At 67.4% G+C, this 23,729-nt stretch carries 22 protein-coding genes; 15 read left to right on the top strand and 7 right to left on the bottom strand.

The window, feature by feature from the left end:
• The first annotated feature begins 25 nt into the window (after positions 1–25).
• Positions 26–1,081, top strand: a complete 1,056-nt coding sequence (locus EJI00_RS17175) for a UDP-glucuronic acid decarboxylase family protein (protein ID WP_126748704.1) — start codon at positions 26–28, stop codon at positions 1,079–1,081.
• Here EJI00_RS17175 and EJI00_RS17170 read toward each other — a convergent pair.
• Positions 997–1,956: a glycosyl hydrolase gene (locus tag EJI00_RS17170; protein WP_126748703.1), complete on the bottom strand. Its 960-nt coding sequence runs from the start codon at positions 1,954–1,956 to the stop codon at positions 997–999. The genes EJI00_RS17175 and EJI00_RS17170 overlap by 85 nt on opposite strands.
• Positions 1,953–3,104, bottom strand: coding sequence for an inositol-3-phosphate synthase (locus tag EJI00_RS17165; protein WP_260590752.1), 1,152 nt, complete (start codon positions 3,102–3,104; stop codon positions 1,953–1,955). Before EJI00_RS17165 ends, EJI00_RS17170 begins: the two co-directional genes overlap by 4 nt.
• A 297-nt stretch (positions 3,105–3,401) precedes the next feature.
• On the opposite strand from EJI00_RS17165, the gene EJI00_RS17160 reads away from it, so the two are divergent.
• From EJI00_RS17160 to EJI00_RS17115, 10 genes are read left to right on the top strand one after another with little or no spacing between them, the layout of a single operon-like run.
• The gene (locus EJI00_RS17160) at positions 3,402–4,520 is read left to right on the top strand and encodes an NAD-dependent epimerase/dehydratase family protein (protein WP_126748702.1); all 1,119 of its coding nucleotides are present in this window, start codon (positions 3,402–3,404) and stop codon (positions 4,518–4,520) included.
• A complete protein-coding gene (locus tag EJI00_RS17155) occupies positions 4,517–5,647 on the top strand; it encodes an NAD-dependent epimerase/dehydratase family protein (protein WP_126748701.1) in 1,131 nt (376 codons plus the stop codon). The genes EJI00_RS17160 and EJI00_RS17155 overlap by 4 nt, the downstream gene beginning before the upstream one ends.
• A 2-nt stretch (positions 5,648–5,649) precedes the next feature.
• Entirely contained in the window at positions 5,650–6,603 is a 954-nt protein-coding gene (locus tag EJI00_RS17150; RefSeq protein ID WP_126748700.1) for an MDR/zinc-dependent alcohol dehydrogenase-like family protein, read from the top strand.
• Between the two features lie 11 nt (positions 6,604–6,614).
• Complete coding sequence (locus EJI00_RS17145) at positions 6,615–7,664, top strand: Gfo/Idh/MocA family protein (protein WP_221885047.1); 1,050 nt, start codon at positions 6,615–6,617, stop codon at positions 7,662–7,664.
• Positions 7,654–8,826 (top strand): glycosyltransferase family 4 protein, encoded by a 1,173-nt coding sequence (locus tag EJI00_RS17140; protein WP_260590751.1) that lies wholly within the window; start codon positions 7,654–7,656, stop codon positions 8,824–8,826. Before EJI00_RS17145 ends, EJI00_RS17140 begins: the two co-directional genes overlap by 11 nt.
• Positions 8,814–9,935, top strand: coding sequence for a glycosyltransferase (locus EJI00_RS17135; protein WP_126748698.1), 1,122 nt, complete (start codon positions 8,814–8,816; stop codon positions 9,933–9,935). The genes EJI00_RS17140 and EJI00_RS17135 overlap by 13 nt, the downstream gene beginning before the upstream one ends.
• Positions 9,932–11,038, top strand: a complete 1,107-nt coding sequence (locus tag EJI00_RS17130; protein WP_126748697.1) for a glycosyltransferase — start codon at positions 9,932–9,934, stop codon at positions 11,036–11,038. The genes EJI00_RS17135 and EJI00_RS17130 overlap by 4 nt, the downstream gene beginning before the upstream one ends.
• Positions 11,035–12,132, top strand: a complete 1,098-nt coding sequence (locus EJI00_RS17125; RefSeq protein WP_126748696.1) for a glycosyltransferase — start codon at positions 11,035–11,037, stop codon at positions 12,130–12,132. The genes EJI00_RS17130 and EJI00_RS17125 overlap by 4 nt, the downstream gene beginning before the upstream one ends.
• A gap of 11 nt (positions 12,133–12,143) precedes the next feature.
• Complete coding sequence (locus EJI00_RS17120) at positions 12,144–12,974, top strand: TIGR04290 family methyltransferase (protein ID WP_126748695.1); 831 nt, start codon at positions 12,144–12,146, stop codon at positions 12,972–12,974.
• Positions 12,961–13,521 (top strand): DUF1003 domain-containing protein, encoded by a 561-nt coding sequence (locus EJI00_RS17115; RefSeq protein WP_260590750.1) that lies wholly within the window; start codon positions 12,961–12,963, stop codon positions 13,519–13,521. Before EJI00_RS17120 ends, EJI00_RS17115 begins: the two co-directional genes overlap by 14 nt.
• A gap of 10 nt (positions 13,522–13,531) precedes the next feature.
• On the opposite strand, the gene EJI00_RS17110 is transcribed toward EJI00_RS17115, so the two are convergent.
• Positions 13,532–14,125 (bottom strand): DUF4142 domain-containing protein, encoded by a 594-nt coding sequence (locus EJI00_RS17110; RefSeq protein ID WP_185868152.1) that lies wholly within the window; start codon positions 14,123–14,125, stop codon positions 13,532–13,534.
• 163 nt (positions 14,126–14,288) lie between these two features.
• Between EJI00_RS17110 and EJI00_RS17105 the strand changes: the two genes are divergently transcribed.
• Positions 14,289–14,573 (top strand): hypothetical protein, encoded by a 285-nt coding sequence (locus tag EJI00_RS17105; protein WP_126748692.1) that lies wholly within the window; start codon positions 14,289–14,291, stop codon positions 14,571–14,573.
• Positions 14,574–14,604: 31 nt separating this feature from the next.
• On the opposite strand, the gene EJI00_RS17100 is transcribed toward EJI00_RS17105, so the two are convergent.
• From EJI00_RS17100 to rpoN, 3 genes are read right to left on the bottom strand one after another with little or no spacing between them, the layout of a single operon-like run.
• A complete protein-coding gene (locus EJI00_RS17100; RefSeq protein ID WP_126748691.1) occupies positions 14,605–14,817 on the bottom strand; it encodes a hypothetical protein in 213 nt (70 codons plus the stop codon).
• 10 nt (positions 14,818–14,827) lie between these two features.
• Positions 14,828–15,088 carry a hypothetical protein gene (locus EJI00_RS17095; protein ID WP_126748690.1) on the bottom strand — a complete coding sequence of 87 codons (261 nt, stop codon included), beginning with the start codon at positions 15,086–15,088 and terminating at the stop codon, positions 14,828–14,830.
• A gap of 17 nt (positions 15,089–15,105) precedes the next feature.
• Positions 15,106–16,569: an RNA polymerase factor sigma-54 gene (gene rpoN / locus EJI00_RS17090; protein WP_126748689.1), complete on the bottom strand. Its 1,464-nt coding sequence runs from the start codon at positions 16,567–16,569 to the stop codon at positions 15,106–15,108.
• 212 nt (positions 16,570–16,781) lie between these two features.
• On the opposite strand from rpoN, the gene EJI00_RS17085 reads away from it, so the two are divergent.
• Together EJI00_RS17085 and EJI00_RS17080 are read left to right on the top strand one after the other, a co-directional pair.
• Positions 16,782–17,141 carry a histidine kinase dimerization/phospho-acceptor domain-containing protein gene (locus tag EJI00_RS17085; RefSeq protein WP_126748688.1) on the top strand — a complete coding sequence of 120 codons (360 nt, stop codon included), beginning with the start codon at positions 16,782–16,784 and terminating at the stop codon, positions 17,139–17,141.
• Between the two features lie 112 nt (positions 17,142–17,253).
• Positions 17,254–18,678: a sigma-54-dependent transcriptional regulator gene (locus tag EJI00_RS17080; protein WP_126748687.1), complete on the top strand. Its 1,425-nt coding sequence runs from the start codon at positions 17,254–17,256 to the stop codon at positions 18,676–18,678.
• Here the strand turns inward: EJI00_RS17080 and EJI00_RS17075 are convergent.
• Positions 18,648–18,893 (bottom strand): hypothetical protein, encoded by a 246-nt coding sequence (locus tag EJI00_RS17075; RefSeq protein ID WP_126748686.1) that lies wholly within the window; start codon positions 18,891–18,893, stop codon positions 18,648–18,650. The genes EJI00_RS17080 and EJI00_RS17075 overlap by 31 nt on opposite strands.
• A 146-nt stretch (positions 18,894–19,039) precedes the next feature.
• On the opposite strand from EJI00_RS17075, the gene EJI00_RS17070 reads away from it, so the two are divergent.
• The gene (locus tag EJI00_RS17070; RefSeq protein ID WP_185868154.1) at positions 19,040–23,653 is read left to right on the top strand and encodes a PAS domain S-box protein; all 4,614 of its coding nucleotides are present in this window, start codon (positions 19,040–19,042) and stop codon (positions 23,651–23,653) included.
• The last annotated feature ends 76 nt before the right edge of the window (positions 23,654–23,729 follow it).

The following is a 23,729-nucleotide window of genomic DNA, read 5'->3' as shown; positions in this document are numbered from 1 at the left end:
CAAACACACCACAGGAGCTTCGATCATGCGTGTCTACAACTCCCAGCGCCGCATTCTCGTGACCGGCGGCGCGGGCTTTCTCGGGAGCCACCTCTGCGAGCGGTTGCTCGCGCAAGGCCACGAGGTGCTGTGCGCAGACAACTTCTTCACCGGAACGCGGCGCAACGTGGAGCACCTGCTCGGCAATCCGCACTTCGAGCTGATGCGCCACGACATCACCTTTCCGCTGTATGTGGAGGTAGACCAGATCTACAACCTGGCGTGCCCCGCATCGCCCGTGCACTACCAGCATGACCCGGTGCAGACCACCAAGACCAGCGTGCATGGCGCCATCAACATGCTCGGCCTGGCCAAGCGGGTGCGGGCGCGCATCCTGCAGGCTTCCACCAGCGAGGTGTACGGCGACCCCGACGTGCATCCGCAGCCCGAGAGCTACTGGGGCAAGGTCAACCCGATCGGCGTGCGCAGCTGCTACGACGAGGGCAAGCGCTGCGCCGAGACGCTGTTCTTCGACTACCACCGCCAGCACCAGGTGGACATTCGCGTGGCGCGCATTTTCAACACCTACGGGCCGCGCATGCATCCGCGCGACGGGCGCGTGGTGTCCAACTTCATCGTGCAGGCGCTGCGCGGCGACCCCATCACCATCTATGGCGAGGGCCTGCAGACGCGCAGCTTCTGCTTCGTCGACGACCTGGTGGAAGGGCTCAACCGCTTCATGGACGCTTCGGCCGGCGGGCCGGGCCCGGTGAACATCGGCAATCCGGTCGAGTTCACCGTGCGCGAGCTTGCAACGCTGGTCATCAAGCTGACCGGCTCGTCATCGAAGCTCGCATTCGCGCCGCTGCCTTCGGACGACCCCATGCAGCGCCGGCCCAACATCCGCCTTGCCAAGGAGATGTTCGGCTGGCAGCCGAGCGTGCAGCTCGAAGAGGGCCTGCGCAAGACCATCGAATACTTCGATGGCCTGCTTTCGGCCGGAGAGCTTTCGCCGGCTCAACTCGCGGCGGGCATGCGCGACGGCGCCGTGGTGCCGGCGGCCGCAAAGGGCAACACCGTGCACGCCCGGTTCGACGCATAGCGCCGGACCATGCTCGCGCAGAACTCGGCAAACTCCTCGGGTTGCTGCGGCGGGCTGGTGTGGTGCGGCGCAATGCCGCGGTGCTCGGGCGTGAAGCAGAAGGTGAGCGTGACGTCGAAGTCTTCCAGCGCGCGCATCTGGCGGTCGAACCAACGCTCGGCGTTCGGCCGGAAGCTGTCGGCCCAGCTCAGCCCGGTGCGCAGGTGGCGCACGCCCAGCCGGTCGAGCCAGCGCACCGCGTCGTCGAGCCGGTGGTCTTCGAAGTGGAACCACTGGCAAATGCCCATCGAGGGCGTGTAACTTGCAAACTGCTCGCATGCGAGCTTGGGCGTTCCGTCTTCGCGCAGCAGCCCCATGTGAAAGTGCCGGTAGTAGCTCGACCCCTCGGCCTCGCGGTGCCGCGTGGTGGCCGGCCAGGCCTGGGGCAGGTCGTAGAGCGAATACCAGAAGATGCGCGGCACCCGGCCGATCAGCAGCGCTGCCGTGCGGCGCAGGCCGAACTCCTGGACCTCTTCGGCGCCGAAGGTGGATACGCCCACTTCGGTCACCCACACCGGCAGGTGCGTCACTGCCTCGATTTCGGCGATGCGGCGCGGCCATTCGTGGATCTGCCAGTTGTTCCAGTCCAGCGGAAAGCCGTGCACCGCCACCGCGTCGAGCCCGTCGAGCACGCCGCGGTCGCGCAGCCCCGCCATGAAGTGCGCGTCGATCGGTGAAATGCCGCCCAGCACTTGAGTGAGCGTGCTGCTCTCCGCGCGCACGGCGCTCGATGCGAGCTTGACCATCTGCGCATAGGCCGACCAGTCGGGGTCGAGCTCGAGGTCCCAGTGCGACTTGTTGTTGGGCTCGTTCCAGAACTTGACGGCTTCGATCATGCGAGCTTGCTCCTCTTCGTGTGGCGCGGCGCATGTTCATGCGCACGGGGTTTGCGTTCGGGCGGCGCGGCGGCTTCGGCGTCGCCGCGAATGAATGCCTCCACCAGTTCGCGGGCCTCGTCGTCGGTGAACTGCTGCGGCGGAGACTTCATGAAATAGCTCGAAGGCGCCAGCACCGCGCCGCCCACGCCGCGGTCGAGCGCGAGCTTGGCGCAGCGCACCGCATCGATCACCACGCCGGCGGAATTGGGCGAGTCCCACACCTCGAGCTTGACTTCGCACTGCAGCGGCACATTGCCGAAGGTGGTGCCCTCCATGCGGATGTAGCACCACTTGCGGTCGTCCAGCCACGGCACATGGTCGCTCGGGCCCACATGCACGTCGGAGGCCTTCATGGGATGGCCGAGCTGGCTCGTGACGGCCTGCGTTTTCGAGATCTTCTTGGACAGCAGCCGCTCGCGCTCGAGCATGTTCAAAAAGTCGGTATTGCCGCCGAAGTTGAGCTGGTAGGTGCGGTCCAGCCGCACGCCGCGCTTCCTGAAAAGATCGGTGAGGATGCGGTGCACGATGGTCGCGCCCACCTGCGACTTGATGTCGTCCCCGATGATTGGCAGGCCACGCTCGGCAAAGCGCCTTTCCCATTCGGGCCGCGAAGCAATGAACACCGGCACGCAGTTGACGAAGGCGCAGCCGGCCTCCAGCACCTGCTGTGCATACCACTCGGTCGCCTTCTCGGAGCCCACGGGCAGGTAGGAGACGACCACGTCGGTCTTCGTCTCCTTCAGGATCTTCGCCACGTTCTGCGCCTTGCCGCGCGCGAGCGGCACCACCTCCTTCAGGTAGGCGCCAATGCCGTCGTGCGTGGGGCCGCGGTGCACCGGCACGCCGAGCTTGGGCACATCGGCAAAGCGGATGGTGTTGTTGGGCGCTTCGTAGATGGCTTCGCCCAGGTCGCGCCCGACCTTTTGCGCATGCACGTCGAAGGCCGCGCTGAACTCGATGTCCGACGGGCGGTAGCCCGCGAGATCGAGGTGCATCAGGCCGGGAATGAAGTCGGTGCCCTGGGCGTTGCCATAGAAATGAACACCCTGCACCAGCGAGGAGGCGCAGTTGCCCACACCGACGATTGCGACACGTATCTTGCTCATGTTGGAGACCTTTGCGAGAGCCGCCGCGCGTGCGCGGGGCGACGTGATTGAACACAAGCCGAAGCTTTGTTCCTTCGCAATCTACGCTCGTTTGAAGCCTCGCGCGCACGCGAAACACCCTCGATGCACAGACCCAACTCTGCAGTGGCGTAACAGGGCAACGCGCCTACACACAGGTAAGTACCTTCGCACATGAAGGCGGCAATTTGTCGTCGAATTTAGGGCTTCGCCAAGGCGTTGAAAAAGAAGATATCTCCCTCGACGACTCGCTGGCGGCTCAAACAAAAAAGGGGTTTCATGTCGCAGCAAATTCTCATCACCGGCGGCGCCGGTTTCATCGGCTCGCATCTTGCCGACGAGCTTCTCTCCCACGGCTATCGCGTTCGCGTTCTCGACAACCTTGCGCCGCAGGTGCATGGCGACAGCGGGCGCAGGCCCGACTACCTGGAGGCCGACATCGAACTCGTCGTCGGCGACGTGTGCGACCCGGCCGCGGTGCGCAATGCGCTCAAGGGCGTCGACGCGGTCTACCACTTCGCGTCGGCAGTGGGCGTGGGCCAGAGCATGTACGAGGTGGCGCACTACACGCGGGTGAACAACCTGGGCACCGCGGTGCTGCTGGAGGCGCTGATCGAGAAACCGGTGAAGAAGCTGATCGTCGCATCGAGCATGAGCCTGTATGGCGAGGGCCTTTACCGCACCGCAAGCGGCGAGCTGCGCACGGTGCAGGAGCGAACGCTCGAGCAGCTGCGGCGCGGCGACTGGGAATGGCGCGACGAAGACGGGCTGGCGCTGGTGCCCGCGCCCACGCCGGAAGACAAGGCGCCCGCGCTCGCATCGGTGTATGCGTTGTCCAAGTTCGACCAGGAGCGCATGTGCCTCATGATCGGGCGGGCCTACAACATTCCGACCGCGGCGCTGCGCTTCTTCAACGCCTATGGCCCGCGCCAGGCGCTTTCGAATCCCTACACCGGCGTGCTCGCGATCTTTGCGTCGCGCCTGCTCAACGACAGCCCGCCCAAGATCTTCGAGGACGGGCACCAGCAGCGCGACTTCGTGAGCGTGTACGACATTGCGCGCGCCTCGCGGCTTGCACTCGAAATGCCGGCCGCCGCGGGCGAGGTGTTCAACATCGGCAGCGGCGAGGCCTACAGCGTGCGCGACATCGCCCAGCGCGTGGCCGAGGCCGTGGGCAAGGAAAACCTGCTGCCCGAAATCACGGGCAAGTACCGCGTCGGCGACATACGCCACTGCTATGCGGACATATCCAAGGCACGCCGCGTGCTGGGCTATTCGCCCCGCGTGAGCCTGGAAGATGGTCTGGCCGAGCTCGCGGCCTGGTTGGAGGGGCAGGCGGCGGTCGACCGCGTGGCGCAAGCGAGTGCAGAGCTTTCCGCGCGCGGGTTGGCCATATGAACAGCCGGGACGCAGTACTCACTCCCCGGCGCACGCTCAACGGCAAGGATCGGGTCACGCTCATCACGGGTGGCGCGGGCTTCGTGGGGGCCAACCTCGCGCACCGGCTGCTGTCCGAAGGCCGCCGCGTGCTGGTGTTCGACAACCTCTCGCGCCCCGGCGTGGAGCGCAACCTCGACTGGCTGCAGCAGAACCATGCAACCGGGCTCGACGTGGCCGTTGCGGACATTCGCGATGCCGCCGCAGTGGAGCGCGCGGTTGCCCGGGCCGACCATGTCTTTCATTTTGCGGCGCAGGTCGCGGTGACCACCAGCCTGGTCGACCCGCGTGAAGACTTTGCGGTGAACGCGCTCGGCACGCTCAACGTGCTGGAGGCGGCCCGCGCGCAGCCGGTGCCGCCCTCGGTGCTGATGACCTCGACCAACAAGGTCTACGGCGGCCTGGAGGATGTGGAGCTCAAGCTCGAGGGCCAACGCTACGGACCGGTGGCGGCCGAGATTGCAAGCCACGGCATCTCCGAAGCGCGGCCGCTCGACTTTCACAGCCCCTACGGCTGCTCCAAGGGAACGGCCGACCAGTACGTGCATGACTACGCGCGCAGCTACGGCATGAAGACGGTGGTCTTCCGCATGAGCTGCATCTACGGCCAGCGCCAGTTCGGCACCGAAGACCAGGGCTGGGTGGCGCACTTCCTGTTGCGCGCGCTCGACGGCGAACCCATCACGCTCTTCGGCGACGGCAAGCAGGTGCGCGACATCCTGTTCGTCGACGACCTCGTCGATGCCTTCGTGCTGGCGCAGCGCAACATCGGCAAGCTGGCCGGCGGCGCCTTCAACATCGGCGGCGGGCCGCGCAACGTGATCAGCCTGCTCGACCTGCTGGACCAGATCGAAGTGCTCGAAGGCAAGCGCCCCGAGACCGCGCATGAAGACTGGCGCACCGGCGACCAGCGCTACTACGTGTCGGACACGCGCCGCTTCGAGGCCGCCACGGGCTGGCGGCCGGCCGTCGACGCGCGGCACGGCATCGAGCGGCTGCACCAGTGGCTGCGAGAGATGCGGGCGCAACCCGCCACCACCCGCAAGAGCGGGCAGCGCCGCCCGGTGCTTGCAGCGGCCGGGAGGTGAGCATGTTCGCCAGTGTCATTGCTTCGCCGGGACAGGCTGTCCTGCGGCAGGTGGATACGCCCGAACCCGCTGCGGGCCAGGTGCTTCTCAAGCTCGAGGGCTCGGGTGTCTGTGCTTCGAGCCTGCCGCTGTGGGAGGGCCGCTCATGGTTCGAATACCCGCAGCCGGCCGGTGCGCCGGGGCACGAAGGCTGGGGCCGCGTGGCGGCCGTGGGCGAGGGTGTTACCGGCTTGGCCGTGGGCGACCGCGTGGCCGCGCTCACTTACCGCGCGCATGCCGAATACGACGTGGCCGATGCGGGTTCGGTGGTGCCGCTACCGGCCTCGCTCGCCGCTGTGGCCATGCCCGGCGAGCCGCTGGGCTGTGCGGTCAACATCTTCCGCCGCAGCGACATCCGAGCCGGCCAGACCGTGGCCATCGTCGGCATCGGGTTTCTCGGCGCCATTCTCACGCGGCTTGCCACGCAGGCGGGCGCGCGGGTCATCGCCATATCGCGCCGGCCCTTTGCGCTGGAGGTCGCGCGCCACGCGGGCGCCGCGCACACCATCGTGATGGACGACCATTGGCGCATCCTGGACGAGGTGAAGCGCCTCACCGGCGAGAAGATGTGCGAACGCACCGTCGAAGCCGTCGGCCTGCAGTGGCCGCTCGACCTGGCCGGAGAGATCACCGGCGAGCGCGGCCGCCTCGTGATTGCGGGATATCACCAGGACGGGACTCGGCAGGTCAACATGCAGATGTGGAACTGGCGCGGCATCGACGTGATCAACGCGCATGAGCGCGACCCGCGCATGTACGTGCAAGGCATCCGCGAAGCCGTCGACATGATGGCCGCGGGCGTGCTCGATGCCGAGCCGCTCTTCACGCACCGCCTGCCGCTCGACCGGCTGGGCGAGGCGCTGGAGCTCACGCGCACCCGGCCCGACGGTTTTCTGAAAGCGGTGGTGACCACGTGAAGGCGGCGCACATGATGAATGCGCTGGAGCCGGGGCTGGCGACTGCGCCGTCCGCAGGCACGCAGGCTGCGCCGCTTCGGCGGCCTCGGCTCGGATTTTTGGGCGTCGGCTGGATCGGCAGGAACCGCATGGAAGCCATTGCGAAAGACGGCTCGGCGGAGATCGCTGCAGTGGCGGATGCACAGGCCGATGCATGCGATGCCGCGTGCGCGCTGGCACCCGGCGCCGCCAGATTGCGCTCGCTCGATGCGCTGCTCGAAAGCGAACTCGACGGGCTGGTGATCGCCACGCCGAGCGCGCTTCATGCCCGGCAGGCCGAAGCGGCACTCGCGCGCGGCATGGCGGTGTTCTGCCAGAAGCCGCTGGCACGCACGGCCGAGGAAACCAGAGGCGTGATCGATGCAGCGAAGCGCGCGAACCGGCTGCTGGGCGTCGATCTTTCTTACCGGCGCACGGCCGGCATGCAGCGCATTCGCGAGCTCGTCTCCTCCGGCGAGATCGGCGAGGTGTATGCCGTGGACCTGGTGTTCCACAACGCCTATGGCCCCGACAAGCCCTGGTTCCGCGACCCGGTGCTTTCGGGCGGCGGCTGCGTGATCGACCTGGGCATCCACATGATCGACCTGGCGCTCTGGACCCTGGGCTTTCCGCGCGTCGAGGCGGTGTCGAGTCGCCTTCACGCGGGCGGCCGGCGCCTGGCGCTGCCTTCGGCGGTCGTCGAAGACCATGCGGTGGCGCAGATCGATCTGGCGGGCGGTTGCGTGGCGCGGCTCGCGTGCTCTTGGAACCTGCCGGCGGGACGCGACGCCGTCATCGAAGCCAACTTTCACGGCACGCGCGGGGGCGCCTCGTTCCGCAACGTGAACGGCTCCTTCTACGATTTTGTCGCCGAGCGCTTCGACGGCACGCGTGCAATACAGCTCGCTTCGCCGCCCGACGACTGGGGTGGGCGGGCCGCCGTGCACTGGGCGCGCGCGCTCGCGGACGGCGGCGCCTTCGATCCCGAGATCGAGCGGCTGACCGAAGTGGCGGCCGTGCTGGATGCGATCTATGAACGCTGAAACACCGCAACAAGCGCCGCGCCATGTGCTGATGACAGCCGACACGGTCGGCGGCGTCTGGAGCCACGCATTGGAGCTTGCCGCTGCGCTCGCCGAGCGGGGTGTGCGCGTGTCGCTGGCCACCATGGGCGCACTGCCCACGCCGGCGCAGCGGGCGCAGGCCGCGTTGCTCCCCGGCCTGCAGTTGCACGTGAGCGAGTGGCGCCTCGAGTGGATGGAGAACCCGTGGGACGACGTGCGCCGCGCCGGCCAATGGCTGCTCGGCCTTGAACGCGAACTGGCTCCGGACGTTGTGCACCTGAATCAGTTCGCTTTCGGCGCGTTGCCGTTTGCGGCACCGAAGCTCGTGGTCGCTCATTCGTGCGTGGCCTCGTGGTGGCGCGCGGTGCATCGCCAGCTTGTGCCGGCAAGCTGGGACACCTATCGGCGCACGGTGCGGCAAGGGCTCGACGGTGCCGGCCTCGTCGGCGCACCGACGGAAGCCATGCTCTCGTCGCTCGCGCTCGACTACGGCTACATCCACGGCGGCCTGGTGCTGCCCAATGGCCGCAGCGCGGACATGTTCGCTCCAGGCGACAAGGAGCCGGTCATTCTTTCGGCCGGCAGGCTGTGGGATGCCGCCAAGAACGTATCGGCGCTGCAGGCCGTGGCCACGCGCTTGCCCTGGCCGGTGTGCGTGGCTGGATCGGCATCGGCGCCGGGTGCCGGCGAGAAGAGCATCCAGGCGCCCGGCGTGCTGTGGCTCGGCGAGCTGGCTCCCGACGCCATGGCCGCGCAGTTCGCGCGCGCATCGATCTATGCCTTGCCCGCACGCTATGAGCCCTTCGGGCTCTCGGCGCTCGAGGCGGCGCTTTCGCAATGCGCGCTGGTGCTGGGCGACGTGCCGAGCCTGCGCGAAGTGTGGGGCGACGCCGCGCTGTATGTACAGCCGGACGACCACGATGCGCTGCAAGCGGCCTTGATGCGGCTGATCGGCGATGCGCCGCTGCGCCAGCAGATGGCACACCGGGCGGCGGAGCGTGCGCGGCATTTCACGCCGGCGCGCATGGCGGACGCCTACATGTCGGCCTACGGCCGCTTGCTCGCGCCGGCGGCGTCCTCCCGTGCGGGCGGCGCGGGGCGGACCCGAAGAAAAACAAAGGAGGCCGCATGCGCTTCGTGATGTTCTGCCATTCGCTCGTTTCCGACTGGAACCATGGCAATGCGCACTTTCTGCGCGGCGTGTGCAGCGAGCTGCTTGCGCGCGGCCACGAGCTTGCGGTGTACGAGCCGCACGGCGCATGGAGCCGCACCAACCTGCAGGCCGAGCACGGCCAGGCGCCGCTCGAAGAGTTCGCGCGGGTGTACCCGGAACTGCACAGCACCACCTATGACCCCGCCACGCTCGATCTCGACGAGGCGCTGCAAGACGCCGACGTGGTGCTGGTGCATGAATGGAACGACCATGCGCTGGTGCGCCGCATCGGCCTTCACCGGCGTGACGGTGGCCGCTACCGGCTTTTCTTTCACGACACGCACCACCGCTCGGTGACCGAAGAAAAGAGCATGGCCGGCTACGACCTTTCGCACTACGACGGCGTGCTGGCCTTCGGCAACGTGATCCGCGACCTGTACCGCAAGAAGGGCTGGGCGCGCCGTGCGTGGACCTGGCACGAGGCCGCCGACATCCGCCACTTCCATCCGATACCGGACGAAGTGGAAGAGGGCGACCTGGTCTGGATAGGCAACTGGGGAGACGACGAGCGCGAGGCCGAGCTCGACGAGTTCCTGCTCCAGCCGGTGCACGACCTGCGGTTGAAGGCGCGCCTGCACGGCGTGCGCTACCCCGACAGAGCGCTGGACCGCCTGCGTGCCGCCCGCATCCACTTCGGCGGCTGGCTCCCCAACTACCGGGCGCCGCGCGTCTTTGCGCGCCACCGCGTCACGGTGCATGTGCCGCGCAGGCCCTACGTACAGGCGCTGCCGGGCATTCCGACCATTCGCGTGTTCGAGGCGCTGGCCTGCGGCATTCCGCTGGTTTCCGCGCCGTGGAACGACGCCGAAGGGCTGTTCACGCCCGGCCGCGATTTTCTGGTGGCCGAGGACGGCGGGGCCATGCGCCGCCACTTGCGCGACGTGCTGCACGACCCCGACCTGGCGCGCGCGCTGCGCGAGCAGGGCCTGGAAACCGTGCTTGCCCGCCACACCTGCGCCCACCGCGTCGACGAGCTGCTGGCCATTCACGCCGAGCTCGAAGGCGAGCCCACCCACCTCCGGAGCATTCCCGCATGAAGAAAAAGATGAACATTGCCTTCTTTGCATCCAGCCTCGTGTCAGCCTACTGGAACGGCGCAGCCACCTATTACCGCGGCATGGTTCGCGCGCTGCACGAGCGAGGCCATCGCGTGCGCTTCTACGAGCCCGATGCCTTCGGCCGGCAGCAGCACCGCGACATGGACGACCCGGACTGGGCGGAGGTCATCGTGTATCCGGGCGAGGGCGATGCCAATGCGCGCCGCATGGTCGAGCATGCGCGCGGTGCCGACCTGGTGGTGAAGGCCAGCGGCGTGGGCGTGTTCGATGCGCTGCTCGAAGAGGCCGTGCTCGACTTGCAGGGCCCGGGCACGCGCGTCGTGTTCTGGGACGTCGATGCGCCCGCCACGCTCGACCGGCTGCAGGCCGATGCGGCCGACCCGTTCCATGCGCTGGTGCCGCGCTACGACATGGTGCTGACCTACGGCGGCGGCGACCCCGTGGTGCAGGCCTACCGCCGCGCCGGTGCGCGCGATTGCATTCCGATCTACAACGCGCTCGATCCCTCCACGCATCACCCGGTCGGGCCCGACGCACGCTTCGAAGCCGACCTGGGCTTCCTCGGCAACCGCCTGCCGGATCGCGAGGCCCGCGTGGAAGAGTTCTTTCTGCGCGCCGCCAGCCTGCTGCCCGAGCAGCGCTTTCTGCTGGGCGGCAGCGGCTGGAGCGACAAGGCCATGCCCAGCAACGTGCGCTATGTCGGCCATGTCTACACCGCCGACCACAACGCATTCAACCGCACGCCCATGGCCGTGCTCAACGTGAGCCGCGACAGCATGGCGCGCTACGGTTTTTCGCCAGCCACGCGCGTGTTCGAGGCGGCCGGCTCCGCCGCCTGCCTGATCACCGATGCGTGGGAGGGCATCGAGCTTTTTCTGGAGCCTGGAAAGGAAGTGCTGGTGGCCGCCAACGGCGAAGAGGTGGCGGCGCATGTGCGCCAGCTCGACGCCGCAAGCGCGCGCCGCATCGGCGAGGCCGCATACCGCCGCGTGTTGGCCGAGCACACCTATGCGCACCGCGCCGCACAGCTGGAGGCGCTGCTCGAAGGCCGCGACGCCGCACAAGCGCTGGAGGTTGCATGAGCATGCAATCTTCACCGCTCAAGATCGTCATCCTCGGGCTCTCGATCACTTCGTCGTGGGGCAACGGCCACGCCACCACCTACCGCGGCCTGGTGCGCGAACTGGTGCGGTGCGGGCATGACGTGCTGTTTCTCGAGCGCGACGTGCCGTGGTATGCCGGGCACCGCGACCTGCCCAATCCGCCCTTCGGCCGTACGGCGTTGTACGCCGACGTTGCCAGCCTGCAGCGCGACCATGCGGCGCAGATCGGCGAGGCCGACCTGGTGATCGTCGGCTCCTTCGTGCCTGACGGCGTGGCCATCGGCGACTGGGTGCAGGCCGAGGCACCGGGCCGCACCGCCTTCTACGACATCGATACGCCCGTCACGCTGGCCGCGCTCGCGCGCGGAGGCACCCCCTACCTGCAGGCGCGCCAGATTGCGGGCTACGACATGTACCTTTCATTCACCGGCGGCCCCACGCTCGACCGGCTGGAGCGCGAGTTCGGCTCGCCAGCCGCGCGCATGCTCTATTGCTCGGTCGACCCCGAGCTGTATTACCCCGAAGCCGTGGCGCAGGATTGCGACCTCGGCTACATGGGCACCTACAGCGACGACCGCCAGCCCACGCTCGAAACGCTGCTGCTCGAGCCCGCGCGCCAGTGGGCGCAAGGGCGCTTCGAAGTGGCCGGGGCGCAGTATCCGGACAGCATCGAATGGCCCCGGAACGTGCGCTACACGGCGCATTTGCCGCCGGCCATGCACCGCGATTTTTATAACCGGCAGCGCTTCACGCTCAACGTGACCCGGGCCGACATGATCCAGGCCGGCTGGTCGCCCAGCGTGCGCATCTTCGAAGCGGCGGCGTGCGGCACGCCGATCATCAGCGACCGCTGGGACGGCATCGAATCGCTGCTCGTGCCGGGCGAAGAAATCTTCCTGGCCGATTCGCCCGGCGAAGTGCTGCGGCTCCTGCGCGAACTGCCGGAGGAAGAGCGCCGCGCCGTGGGCGAGCGCGCGCGCCGGCGCATTCTTTCGGAGCACACCGCCGCTCACCGCGCCGCCGAGCTCGAAGGCTACGCACGCACGCTGCTGCAAGTACGCGAGGCGGCATGAAAAGAGGAGGCATGCACGTGCATAGCAACCAGAAGCCAGCCGCGGCCGCCGCAGCCGGGCAGGACCAAGACTCCGTTCGCCAGCAGATCGAGGCCCTGGGCCCCTGGTTCCACAACCTGCACCTGCCCGGCGGCGTGCAAACCTTGCCCAAGCATTTTCTCGGTGGTGATTTTCCCAACTTCAAATGGCAGGAGATCAAGCCCTTTGTGCCGGAAGACCTCAGCGGATGGCGCGTGCTCGACGTGGGCTGCAACGCCGGCTTCTACAGCTTCGAGCTGGCTCGGCGTGGGGCCTCGGTGCTGGGCATCGATGTCGATGCGCACTACCTCGCTCAGGCCCGGTGGGCCGCCGGCCAGCTGGGCATGGAGTCGCAGGTGGAATTTCGGGCAATGCAGGTGTACGACCTGGCGCGCTCCAGCGAAACCTTCGACCTCGTGTGGTTCATGGGCGTTTTCTATCACCTGCGCTATCCGCTGCTGGCGCTCGACCTGCTGGCCGAGCGCACGCGCCGCATCATGATGTTCCAGACGCTCACCATGCCGGGCGACTCGGTCTATACCGACACGGCGGACTGCAACATCGACGACCGCACGCCACTCCTCGAGAGCGGATGGCCGCGCATGGCCTTCATCGAACACCGGCTCGCCAACGACCCGACCAACTGGTGGGCCCCCAACCATTCCGGCGTGGAGGCGATGCTGCGCTCCAGCGGGCTGCGCGTCGAAGCCCGGCCGGGGCATGAGATCTACCTGTGCGTGCCCGATGCGCAAGCGCAGGGCGCGCGCGCCATCTATGGTTCGCAGTACGAGTCGGCCACGGGAGCGATCCGTGGCGGCGGCTGAATCGGCCAGGGAGGGCCAGGCAGCGCAGGCGCCTGTAGCGGGCGTGGTCGACCGCAACATCGCCGCGCTGGTGCGGCGGCGCCAGCAGAAAAAGATATCGACCGGCCTGCAGGACAGGATTGCCGACGCCATTACCCGCTTTGCGGGCAGCATGAAGTTCGTGTACCTGCACCTGTTGATCTACGGGGGATGGATCGTCGTCAACCTGGGGTGGGTACCCATGGTGCGCGCGTTCGACCCCACCTTCGTGGTGCTGGCCATGGTCGCGTCGGTCGAGGCCATTTTCATCTCGACCTTCGTGATGATCAGCCAGAACCGCATGGCGGCGCTGGCGGACCAGCGCGCCGATCTCGATCTTCAGATCAGCCTCCTGGGCGAGCACGAGATCACGAAGATCATGACGCTGGTCACCGAGATCGCCAAGCGCATGGACATTCCGGCGGCCCACGACCCGGAGCTCGACGAGCTCCAGGAAAACGTTTCGCCGGAACGGGTGCTCGACCGCATCGAGCAGCCTTCGAAAGAAGCGGGACAGCCGGACGAATAGGGCGGCGGACTTACTTCTTGCCGGTGATTCCCTGCGCCGTCGTCAAGTGGCCGTGAACCACCGGCAGCGTCTTGGCCGCATAGGCCTTCAGGTCTGCGTCGGCCGCATTGCGCTGCACCTTCTGCAGCATTTCATGCGTCTTCTTGTGGTCGGAAAGGCCCGCCATCGACATGTACTGCTTGTCGAAGGTTTCACCGCTCAGGGCCTTCAGCGCGGTTGCGGTGGCCTTGTGCTTGGCGTCGGGCTCGGTCGGCAGCTCCACGCCTTTCTTCGATGCGATTTCCTGCAGTTCGCTCAGCGCCTTGGTGTGGTCGTCGACCATGGTCTTGCCGAACTGCTTCACCTCGTCCTTCGAAGCTTTTTCCTGGGCCAGCTTTCCGGTTTCGATCTCCGCGAGGTTGGCCTGCGCAATGTCTCTCATAAAGCGCTGGTCGCCCTTCGACGGCTTGCCTGCCTGGTCCGACTTGCCGGCGGCGCTGCTCGTTTGTGTGGCCTGGTCGCCGCGGGAGCTCGCGCTCTGGGCGCCCGCGGGAAGAGCAGCCGCAAATGCGCAAGAGGCCACTGCGGCCAAGCCGAGACGGGATACTGTGCTTTGGATGGTCATCGATGTGCTCCTTGAGAGTGATGATTTCGGGCCCGCCCGGTGGAGCGGGGTGTCCAGGTTTTTCTTGGCAACGCGCATGCCCGCGCAGCGCAGGCATGTCGCTTGCCGCTCGAGTTGTTCCCTCTTCCTCCACTTTTCTTTTCAACGCCTTGGACGTCCTGTCATGAAAAGATCGCAATCGCGCATGGGCCATGCCAGCGAGTGCTATGAACTGCTTGAATTCCTCTCGCGCCGCCAGATGCCCGTGGTGTGCTCGGAGCCAGACGACATCCACAAGATCCTTGCACTGCGCAGCGCTTCGCTGCTGCAGGCGATGACCGAGCCGACGGTGGTCTTGCGCACCGGCGAACGGCGGATCGAACGTGCCATCGTCACGGCCATTACCGCCGAAGGCCGCGCCGCCTGCACGATGCGCAGCGCCACCGCGCAGAGCGCCGGACGCCGCTGAGCGCGCTGCGCCGCCGCTCGCGGCGGGCGTTTCAGGGTGAGTCGGCCCCGCGAACGGCGTTCCATCCGGCGGGCGTGAGTGCCCGGACTTCGCCGAACTGCCCGGCGCCCGAATCCGGCGGGTAGAAGCGAACGTCCACATGCCCGGTGGCCGCGAGCCGCCGCAGCGCGCGCACCTTGGACGGCCGTGCCACGAAGATCGGGAGGCGTTTGCGGGCCAGTCGTTCGAGATAGCGGTAGGACACGGATACCTCTTCACTGCGGCAACTTCTGCAACTGGGAAATGGCCTGCGCACCGCGGTTCGAGCCGTCTGTGGCCATGCCGAGCGCGCTGCGGCCGTCGGGCGTCAGCGCGAGAAAGCGGCCCACCTCGCGGCCTCCGGCATCGGGCTTGAAGGTGAGGGCTGCAACCAGGCCGGCGGCCCGCAGCACCAGCAGGTTGTCGACATCGTGGGGGTCGGTTAGCGTCGCGGGCGCGGGATGCTTCGCAAGCACGCGCAGAAATTCGATGGACATGTTGTCTCCCTTGCGGGCTAGGCCGCAGCTCCCATTTCTCCCCCTTGGGCGCGGCGGCGCTCGAAGGGATCGATGTTCATGCTCTGGCGGTACTTGGTGACGGTGCGGCGCGCAATGCGAAAGCCCTGCTGCGCCAGCTGGCGCGCCAGCGCCGCATCGCTCAGCGGCGCCACGGGTTCTTCGACGGCAATGAGTTCGCGGATGAGCCCCTGCAGCGCCACCGGCGCGCTCGCGCCTCCGGCCGCGTGTTCGAGCCCGCGTGAGAAGAAGTGCTGCAGCTCGAAAACGCCGGCGGGCGTGGCCATGTACTTGTTGTGCACGGTGCGCGACACGGTGGACGGGTGCACGCCCACTTCTTCGGCGATCTCGCGCAGCCCGAGCGGCTTCATGGCGAGCGGGCCGTGCTCGAAGAACATCTTCTGCCGCGCGACGATGGCGCGGGCCACGTCGAGAATGGTGGATGCGCGCTGCGACACGCTGCCCACCATCCAGCGTGCCTGCTCCAGGCATTCCTTCATGGCGGCGCACTGGCCTGTGCCGCGTTTCTCGCCATGCTGCTCGAGCAACTGCGCATAGGCCGAGTTCACCTTCACGCGAGGCAGGGCGCTGGCATTGAGCGAGGTCCGCCAAGTGCCGCGCACCTTCTTCACGGTCACGTCGGGTATCACGATGCGCGCCGCCGTCTCGCCGAACTGCCAGCCCGGGTGCGGGTTCAGCCGCCGGATGCAATCGATTGCGCACTGCACTTCCTGCGGCGCTGCATCTAGCGCCTTGGCCAACTTGCCGAGGTCATGCGTCGCAAGCAGGCCAATGTGCTCTTCGAGGATCCGCCGCGCGAGTTGAAGGATGCCTGCGTCCAATTCTTTCGCATGCGCTGGGGAAGCCTCGAGCTGCAGGCAAAGGCACTCGGCCACGCTGCACGCCGCCACGCCTGCAGGGTCGAGCGCCTGCACGCGCCGCAGGGCCGTGCGCAGTTCGCGTTCGGCATCCGCACCGGTTTCTCCGAGGGCGGAGCCCATGTCCTCGAGCGAGATGCGAAGGTAGCCGTCGTCGTCCAGCGCCTCGACCACGGCACGCGCAAATGCCATTTCGCGAGCGGAGATGCGCAGCACGCCGAGTTGCCCGTGCAAGTGGGCGCGCAGCGAATCCGGCAGCGGCAGGCGCTGCATCAGGTCGAAGCTCTCGTCATGCGACAGGTGCCTATCGCTCGACGCCGGCGCCGCGGTAATCCTGTCGAAGGCCGCGGCTGATTCGATGTCGGCGGCAGCATCTGCCGCGGCCGACACGGTTTCGGTGATGGATTCGTGGCCGTCTTGCGGCGCCGGCTCGATCTCGAGAAAGGGGTTCAGCTCGGCCGCGTCGCGCAGCGCCTGCGCGTATTCCTGCGAAGACATCTGCAGCAGCCGCACAGCCTGCTGCAGGCGGGGGGAAAAGACAGAGGCCTGCACCTGGCGAGCCCGCAAGACGATCGATGTGTTCATGGTTCTCCGTAGCGCCTCCGATCCCGGTGGCGTGATCACTGCGCAACGGTCGTGCCAGGGTATTCAGGAGTCCCGCGGTGAAAAACTAGTTTAAAAGTACGCAAAAACGCGTTTCGAACGCTCTCGCGGCACCTGTAGGTTGGAAGGCTTGCGGCAAATCTTGCGGTTCTCCCGGGCAGACAGGGGTAGTGCGTTTGCCGCAAACTCGCGCCATGAAAAATCTATCGGGAGACAGGGGGCAGCCGGTGCTGCTGATCGGGGCATGCCTCGCTATTGCGGGATGTGCGGGACTGGGTCTCGCGCTCCGGCAGAAAGCCCGCACCGCACGGGCTGCAGAAGAAAAGCTGGCGCTGCACAAGGCGCGCCTGTCCCGCCAGGCGCAAAGCGCGCAACGCCTCGAGCATGACCTGCGCAGCCCTGTGGGCGCCATGGCGGTGGCGCTGGAGCTCTTGCGCACGTGCGACGACGCCGACACGAGGCGCGAAGCGCTTGGCGTGTTGGAGCGACAGGTGGCGCGTATGACCTCTCTGACAGAGCAAGTGCACGAATTCGTACAGAGCTTGAACGACTGAACCGTCCGGCATTTATTGCGCGTGGGCGCAAGATCCGTACCGGGGTACTCGCGTATGAAAGCGAGGCAAGCACTCTTTGGCAGCGCAGCAAGGCATCAAGCCAGGAACGAAGTTGGGCCACACACTTATTGTTGAAGACGACGAAGATTCGGCGCGGATGATTGCCGCCCTGGTCGCGCGCGAAGGGCACACGGTGATGTGCGCGCATTCGATCGCCGCGGCGCGCCGCCTGGTTGCCATGCAGCGACCCGATCTGCTGCTGCTCGACCTGCACCTGCCCGACGGCAGCGGCTTCGACCTGCTGAACGACCCCGAGATCGTGAGTGACACCATGCTGGTCCTCATGACTGGGCAGGCGAGCCTGGAGACCTCCATCAAGGCGCTGCGGCTCGGTGCGGCCGACTACCTCGTGAAGCCGATCAATCCGCAGCACCTCAAGGGCCTGCTGTCGCGCCTGATCGCCCCGTCGCAATTGCGCGCCGAACTCGACGAGGTGCAGGAACTCTGGCGCGAGACCGGGCGCTTCGGCCACCTGATCGGCCGTTCGCAGCCGATGCAGCGCGTGTACCGGCAGATTTCGCGTGTGGCCGGCACCGCCGTCACCGTGTTCATCCACGGGGAGAGCGGAACCGGCAAGGAACTGGTCGCCCGCGCGGTGCACGACCTGAGCCGGCGGCGCGAGCAGCCGTTTCTTGCCGTGAACTGCGGCGCGCTGTCGCCGCACCTCGTCGAAAGCGAAATCTTCGGCCACGAGCGCGGCAGCTTCACCGGGGCGGAGCGCCAGCACCAGGGCTTCTTCGAACGCGCGCATGGCGGCACGCTGTTTCTGGACGAAGTAACGGAAATGCCGCTCGAGCTGCAGGTAAAGCTGCTGCGCGTGCTGGAGAGCGGCACCTTCATGCGAGTGGGCTCCACACAGGTGCAACAGACCGATGTGCGCATCATCGCGGCCACCAACCGGGATGCCGGCGAGGCGGTGGCGCGCGGCACCATGCGCGAAGACCTGCTGTACCGCCTCAACGTGTTTCCGATCGCGCTGCCGCCCCTGCGTGAACGCGGCGACGACGTCGCCCTCATTGCCACGGGCTTTCTGCAAGACCTGGCGCGCCAGGAAGGCGGCAGCAAGCATTTCACGCCGGGCGCCTTGGGACGGCTGGCGGTGCACCGTTGGCCGGGCAACGTGCGCGAGCTGCGCAACGTGGTGCAGCGCGCATGGGTCATGGCCTCCGGCAACGAGATCGACGAGGAATGGCTGCCCGCAGCGGACAGCGCGGGCGCCGGGCCCGAGCCCGATGCAACGCGCGGCCGGGCGTTCGCGCCCCCTGCGCTCAACGGCCAGCGAGACAGCCATGCGGCACCTCCCGAGGCGGGGGAGGACCAAATCGTGATCGAAGTGGGCACGCAGCTCGCGGATGTAGAACGGCGCGTCATTCTTGCCACCTACGAGCGCTGCGGGCGCCACAAGGAGCGCACCGCGGCGCTCCTGGGCATCAGCATGAAGACGCTCTACAACCGGCTGAAGGAGTACCAGCAATGAGAAGGCGCCGGCGGCTGCGCCGGCGTGTTCCGGCGGGAGCATGAGGACGGGCCGGCGGCGGAGGACGCCGCGCGCATTCGTGTGCGATAGCGTTCCTTCCAGCCGCGCAGCCGCAACCTGTAGGCCGCAGCGCCTGCGGGATCGAAGTCGGTTCCCAGATAATTCGCCGGATTTTCAAGAGGATGGTGGGCGAAATAGCTGCTGAGTTCGTTCATGCGTGTCTCCGGGTGCGTGAAGGTTCTCGCTGGGCGAAAGGTCTCGCGCAAGGCGTTCACCGCCCGGCAAACTGCGTGCCGATGGTGACGCCGCCAAGTCGGTACGCCGTTTGCCGGAGAGCAGAAGGAGAAGCGCATTGGATGAAATGAACCCCGACCATGCCGAGGAAGCACTGGGCGATCAGATCGACGACGCCGTGCCGTCGCGCGGCTATCGCATGCTGCCCGTCGTCGGGCTCGGCGGCTCGGCGGGCAGCATCGAGGCCGTGGGCGAGTTCCTGGAGGCGACGCCCGCCGACACGGGCATGGCTTTCGTGGTCGTTCTGTACCTGCCCGCGGCGCATGAGCATGCGTTGGTGCAGGTGCTGGCGCGGTCCACCCGGATGCGGGTGGTGCCGGTCGGCGGCAGGGAGCGCATCGAGCGCGACACGGTGTACGTGGTTCCGCCCGGCAAGACGCTGCGCACACGCGGCGAACTCATTGAACTGGCGGCGCTTCCGCCGGGCCAGGCCCGCCACATGGCAGTCGACTTTTTTTTTCGCACGCTGGCCGATACCCACGGGCCCCACGCCATTTCGGTGGTTCTTTCGGGCGTGGACAGCGACGGCACCATCGGCATCAAGCGCATCAAGGAGCGCGGTGGCCTCACGGTCGCGCAAGACCCGCAGGAAACCCGCCACAGCGGCATGGCGCAGTCGGCCATTGCCACCGGCATGATCGACTGGGTGCTGCCCGCGCGCGAAATGGGCGAGCGCATTCACGCCTACTACCGCATCGAGCGGCAGCTCAAGCTCCCTCCCGAGCAGTTGCCGAACGGCGAAGACGATGCATCGCCCGCGCCCGATGTGGACGAAGCGGCCTTCCGCGAAGTGCTGGCCTTCGTGCGAAGCCGCAGTGGGCGCGACTTCGCCAACTACAAGCGGGCCACCGTGCTGCGGCGCATCGGCCGCCGCATGCAGGTGAACGGCGTGAGCGATCTTGCCGCCTACCTGGACTGCCTGCGCACGCGCCCCGGCGAGGCCGGCGCGCTGCTGCAGGACATGCTGATCAGCGTGACCAATTTCTTCCGTGACGGCGAATGCTTTTCGGCGCTCGAAGGCATGGTGCACGAGCTGTTCCGCAACAAGACATCGGCCGACACCATTCGCGTGTGGGTGGTGGCCTGCGCCACGGGCGAAGAGGCCTATTCGATCGCGATGCTGCTGAGCGAATACGCCCGCAGCCTCGAGAGTCCGCCGTCCATCCAGATCTTTGCCACCGACCTGGACGAGGACGCGGTGCGCGCCGCCCGCGAAGGCGTCTACCCGCTGGTCAGCGAGGCGGATGTCTCGGAAGACCGGCTGCGGCGCTTCTTCATCCGCGAACAGCGCGGCTACCGCGTGCGCCGCGAACTGCGCGAGATGGTGCTGTTCGCGGTGCACGACGTGCTGAAGGATTCGCCGTTCTCGCGCATCGACCTGGTCACCTGCCGCAACCTGCTCATCTACCTCAACCGGGAGGCGCAGGCCCGGGTGTTCGAGACGCTGCACTTCGCGCTGGTGCCCGGCGGCCGGCTGTTCATCGGCGCATCGGAAGCGGTGGACGAGGACAGCCCGTTGTTCGCTGTGCTCGACAAGAAGCACCGCATCTATGCGCACCGCCATGCGCCCAAGGCCACGTTGCCGGTGCCCACGGGCCGCAGCAGCGCCGCGCTGGCGCTGGATGTCAAGCGCGCACTGCCCGTGATCCCGGGGGCGGCGTTCGCGCAGCTGCAGCGCGGTGCGCTGGCGCCGCTCTCCGATGGCCGCAGCATGACCTGGGGCGAGCTGCACCTGCGGCTGCTCGACCGCCTGGCGCCACCTTCCATCCTGCTGGATTCGAACCACGAGATGCTGCACGTCTCGCCTGCGGCAACGGCGTTCCTGCACTTCAGCGGCGGCGAGCCGTCGCGCAACGTGCTGCGCGCCATCGTGCCCGACCTGAAGGCCGAGCTGCAGACCGCGCTCTATCACGTGAACGAAAGGCGCCAGCCCGTCGAAGTGGCGCCGGTGCGGGTGCGGCTGGGCCAGGCCCAAGCCGAGGTGTCGCTCCACGTGATCCCGGTGGAAGAGATTGGCGGCGGGTTGCTGGTGTTGCTGCGGCAGGGCGAGCCCGCCGTTGGGCACGGCAGCATCGTGGTTCCGCGCGTGGATGCGGAGCCCATCGCCGAGCACCTGGAGCGCGAGGTGATGCGCCTGAAGTCGCAGTTGCGCGAAACCGTGGAGCAGTACGAGACCTCGACCGAGGAACTCAAGGCGAGCAACGAGGAACTGCACGCCATGAACGAAGAGCTCCATTCGGCGACCGAAGAGCTCGAGACCAGCCGCGAAGAATTGCAGTCCATCAACGAAGAGCTCACGACCGTCAACCACGAGCTCAAGAGCAAGGTGGACGACCTGGGCCAGGCCAACAGCGACATGCTGAACCTGATGGACGCGACCGCCATTGCCACGGTGTTCCTGGACCGCGAGTTCCGCGTGACCCGTTTCACGCCCAGCGCGGTTGCCATCTTCAAGCTGATTGCCACCGATGTGGGGCGGCCACTCTCCGATCTGACCACGCCGCTGGACTACCCGCAGCTTGCGGCGGATGCGCGCAAGGTGCTGGAGACGCTGCAGCCTTCGGAGCGCGAAGTGGGCGACAGTGCCGGCAACTGGTACCTGGCGCGCGTGCGGCCCTACCGCACCATCGAAGACCGCATTGCCGGCGTGGTGCTCACCTTTGTCGACATTACCGAGCGGAAGGAGGCGCAGGAGTCGCTGCGGCAGTCGCAAGAGCGCTTCAGCGCCATCGTCAACCAGGCTTCGGTGGGCGTGGCGCAAACCCGGCTCGACGGCGAGATCACCTTTGCCAACACCTGCTATCACGAGCTCATGGGCTACGGCGAGAACGAGCTCGCCGGCGTGAGCGCGCTCGACCTGGTGCATGCCGCCGACAAGCCCGCCATCTCGGCGTTGTTCGCGCGGCTGGCACAGCATGGCGAGCCATTCCAGAGCGAGAGCCGCAATGTCCGCAAGGACGGTTCCTTCATCTGGCTGCACAAGAGCGTGACGGTGCTCACCAACGCGGGCGGCAAGCCCGATTCCGCGCTCATCGTGTGCAGCGACATCAGCGAGCGCAAGGCCGCCGAAGAAGCGCTGCGCGAAAGCGAGGAGCGCTTCCGATTGATGCTCGAAAACGCCGTCGACTACGCGATCTTCTCGGTCGACATGGAGCGCCGCGTGAAAAGCTGGAACACCGGCGCCGAGCGCCTCCTCGGCTATACCGAGGCCGAGATTCTCGGCCGTTCGGCCGACATCATCTTTACCGAGGAAGACCGCGCGGCGGGCGCCCCGCAGGAAGAGGCCCGCACCGCGCTTGCCGCCGGCAGGGCGGCCGACGACCGGCTGCACCAGCGCAAGGACGGCTCGCGCTTCTGGGCCAGCGGCGCGCTCATGCCCATGCACAACGGCGAGGGTGCGGTCGTCGGCATGGTGAAGGTGCTGCGCGACCAGAGCGAGCAGCGCGCCGCGCAGCAGGAGGTGGAGCAAAGCCGCGGGGAGCTGCTCGATGCGCTGCGCGCCCACGAGGCCGCGCGCCAGGCGCTCGAAGCCGCCGACGCGGCCAAGGACCGCTTTCTGGCCGTGCTTTCGCACGAACTGCGCAATCCGCTCGCCTCGATCAGCGGGGCCGCCGAACTGCTGGCGCCCGAGCAGCTCCCAACCCAGGAGCAGGCACGCGCCGCGCATGTGGTGCGGCGCCAGGCAGCCGCCATGAAGGTGCTGCTGGGCGACTTGCTCGACGTGTCCAGCCTGCGGCGGGGCCGGCTGGTGCTGCGCCGAGAGAGGGTCACGGCGCAGGGCATCGTCGATGCGGCGCTGGAAGTGACCCGCCCGCTGATGGAGCAGGGCCGCCACAAGCTGGAACTGGATGTTGCCGCCGCCGGGATACCGCTCGACGCCGATCCGATGCGCCTCACGCAGGTGATCTCGAACCTGCTCTCCAACGCCGCCAAGTACACGCCGGAGAGCGGCGACATACGCCTGTCGGTACGTGCCGATGCCGACGCCGGCCATGCGATCTTCGAAGTTGTGGACAACGGCATCGGCATGGACCCGGACACGGTCGACACCATGTTCGAGATGTTCACGCAGAGCGTGCATGGGCACGAGCGCTCGGCCGGCGGCCTGGGCATCGGGCTGGCGCTGGTGCGCAACATCGTCGAGCTGCATGGCGGCAGCGTCACGGGCGAGAGCAGGGGGCTCGGCTGCGGGAGCCGGTTCACCGTGCGCATTCCGCTTGCGGAGCCGCGCACGGTCGAAGCCGCGCCCGTGCACCCGAACCTGGACGCGGTTTCAGCGGCTGCATCGGCCGAAGGCGCTCCGCAGCGCGTGCTGCTGGCGGACGACAACGTGGACGCCCTGTGGGGCATGGCGCGCATGCTGGCAATTTCGGGCTTCAGCGTAAAAACCGCCGACAACGGGGTCGATGCGCTGCGGGTGGCGGAGCACTTCCGGCCCGATGCGGCCGTGCTCGACATCGGCATGCCGGGGCTTGACGGCCATGAGGTGGCGCGCCGGATTCGGGCGCAGCCCTGGGGACGCGGCATGCTTCTTGTGGCGGCCACGGGATGGAGCCAGCCTGAAGACAAGCTTGCCGCCCTGGAGGCGGGATTCGACGAGCACCTGGTCAAGCCGGTGGCCGCGGCAGACGTGCAACGCCTGCTGCGGGCGCGCGACGGAGCGGCGGCTACGGACGGCTGACGGCGGGGAACGCGGCGCCGGGGGAACGCCGGGCCTGCCGCTTGCCAGAAGGGGGGACAACGTACCAATTCGTGTT

It is taken from the genome of Variovorax sp. DXTD-1 (assembly GCF_003984625.1).
Lineage (GTDB): Bacteria > Pseudomonadota > Gammaproteobacteria > Burkholderiales > Burkholderiaceae_C > Variovorax.
This window is presented reverse-complemented; position numbering and strand designations above follow the sequence as displayed.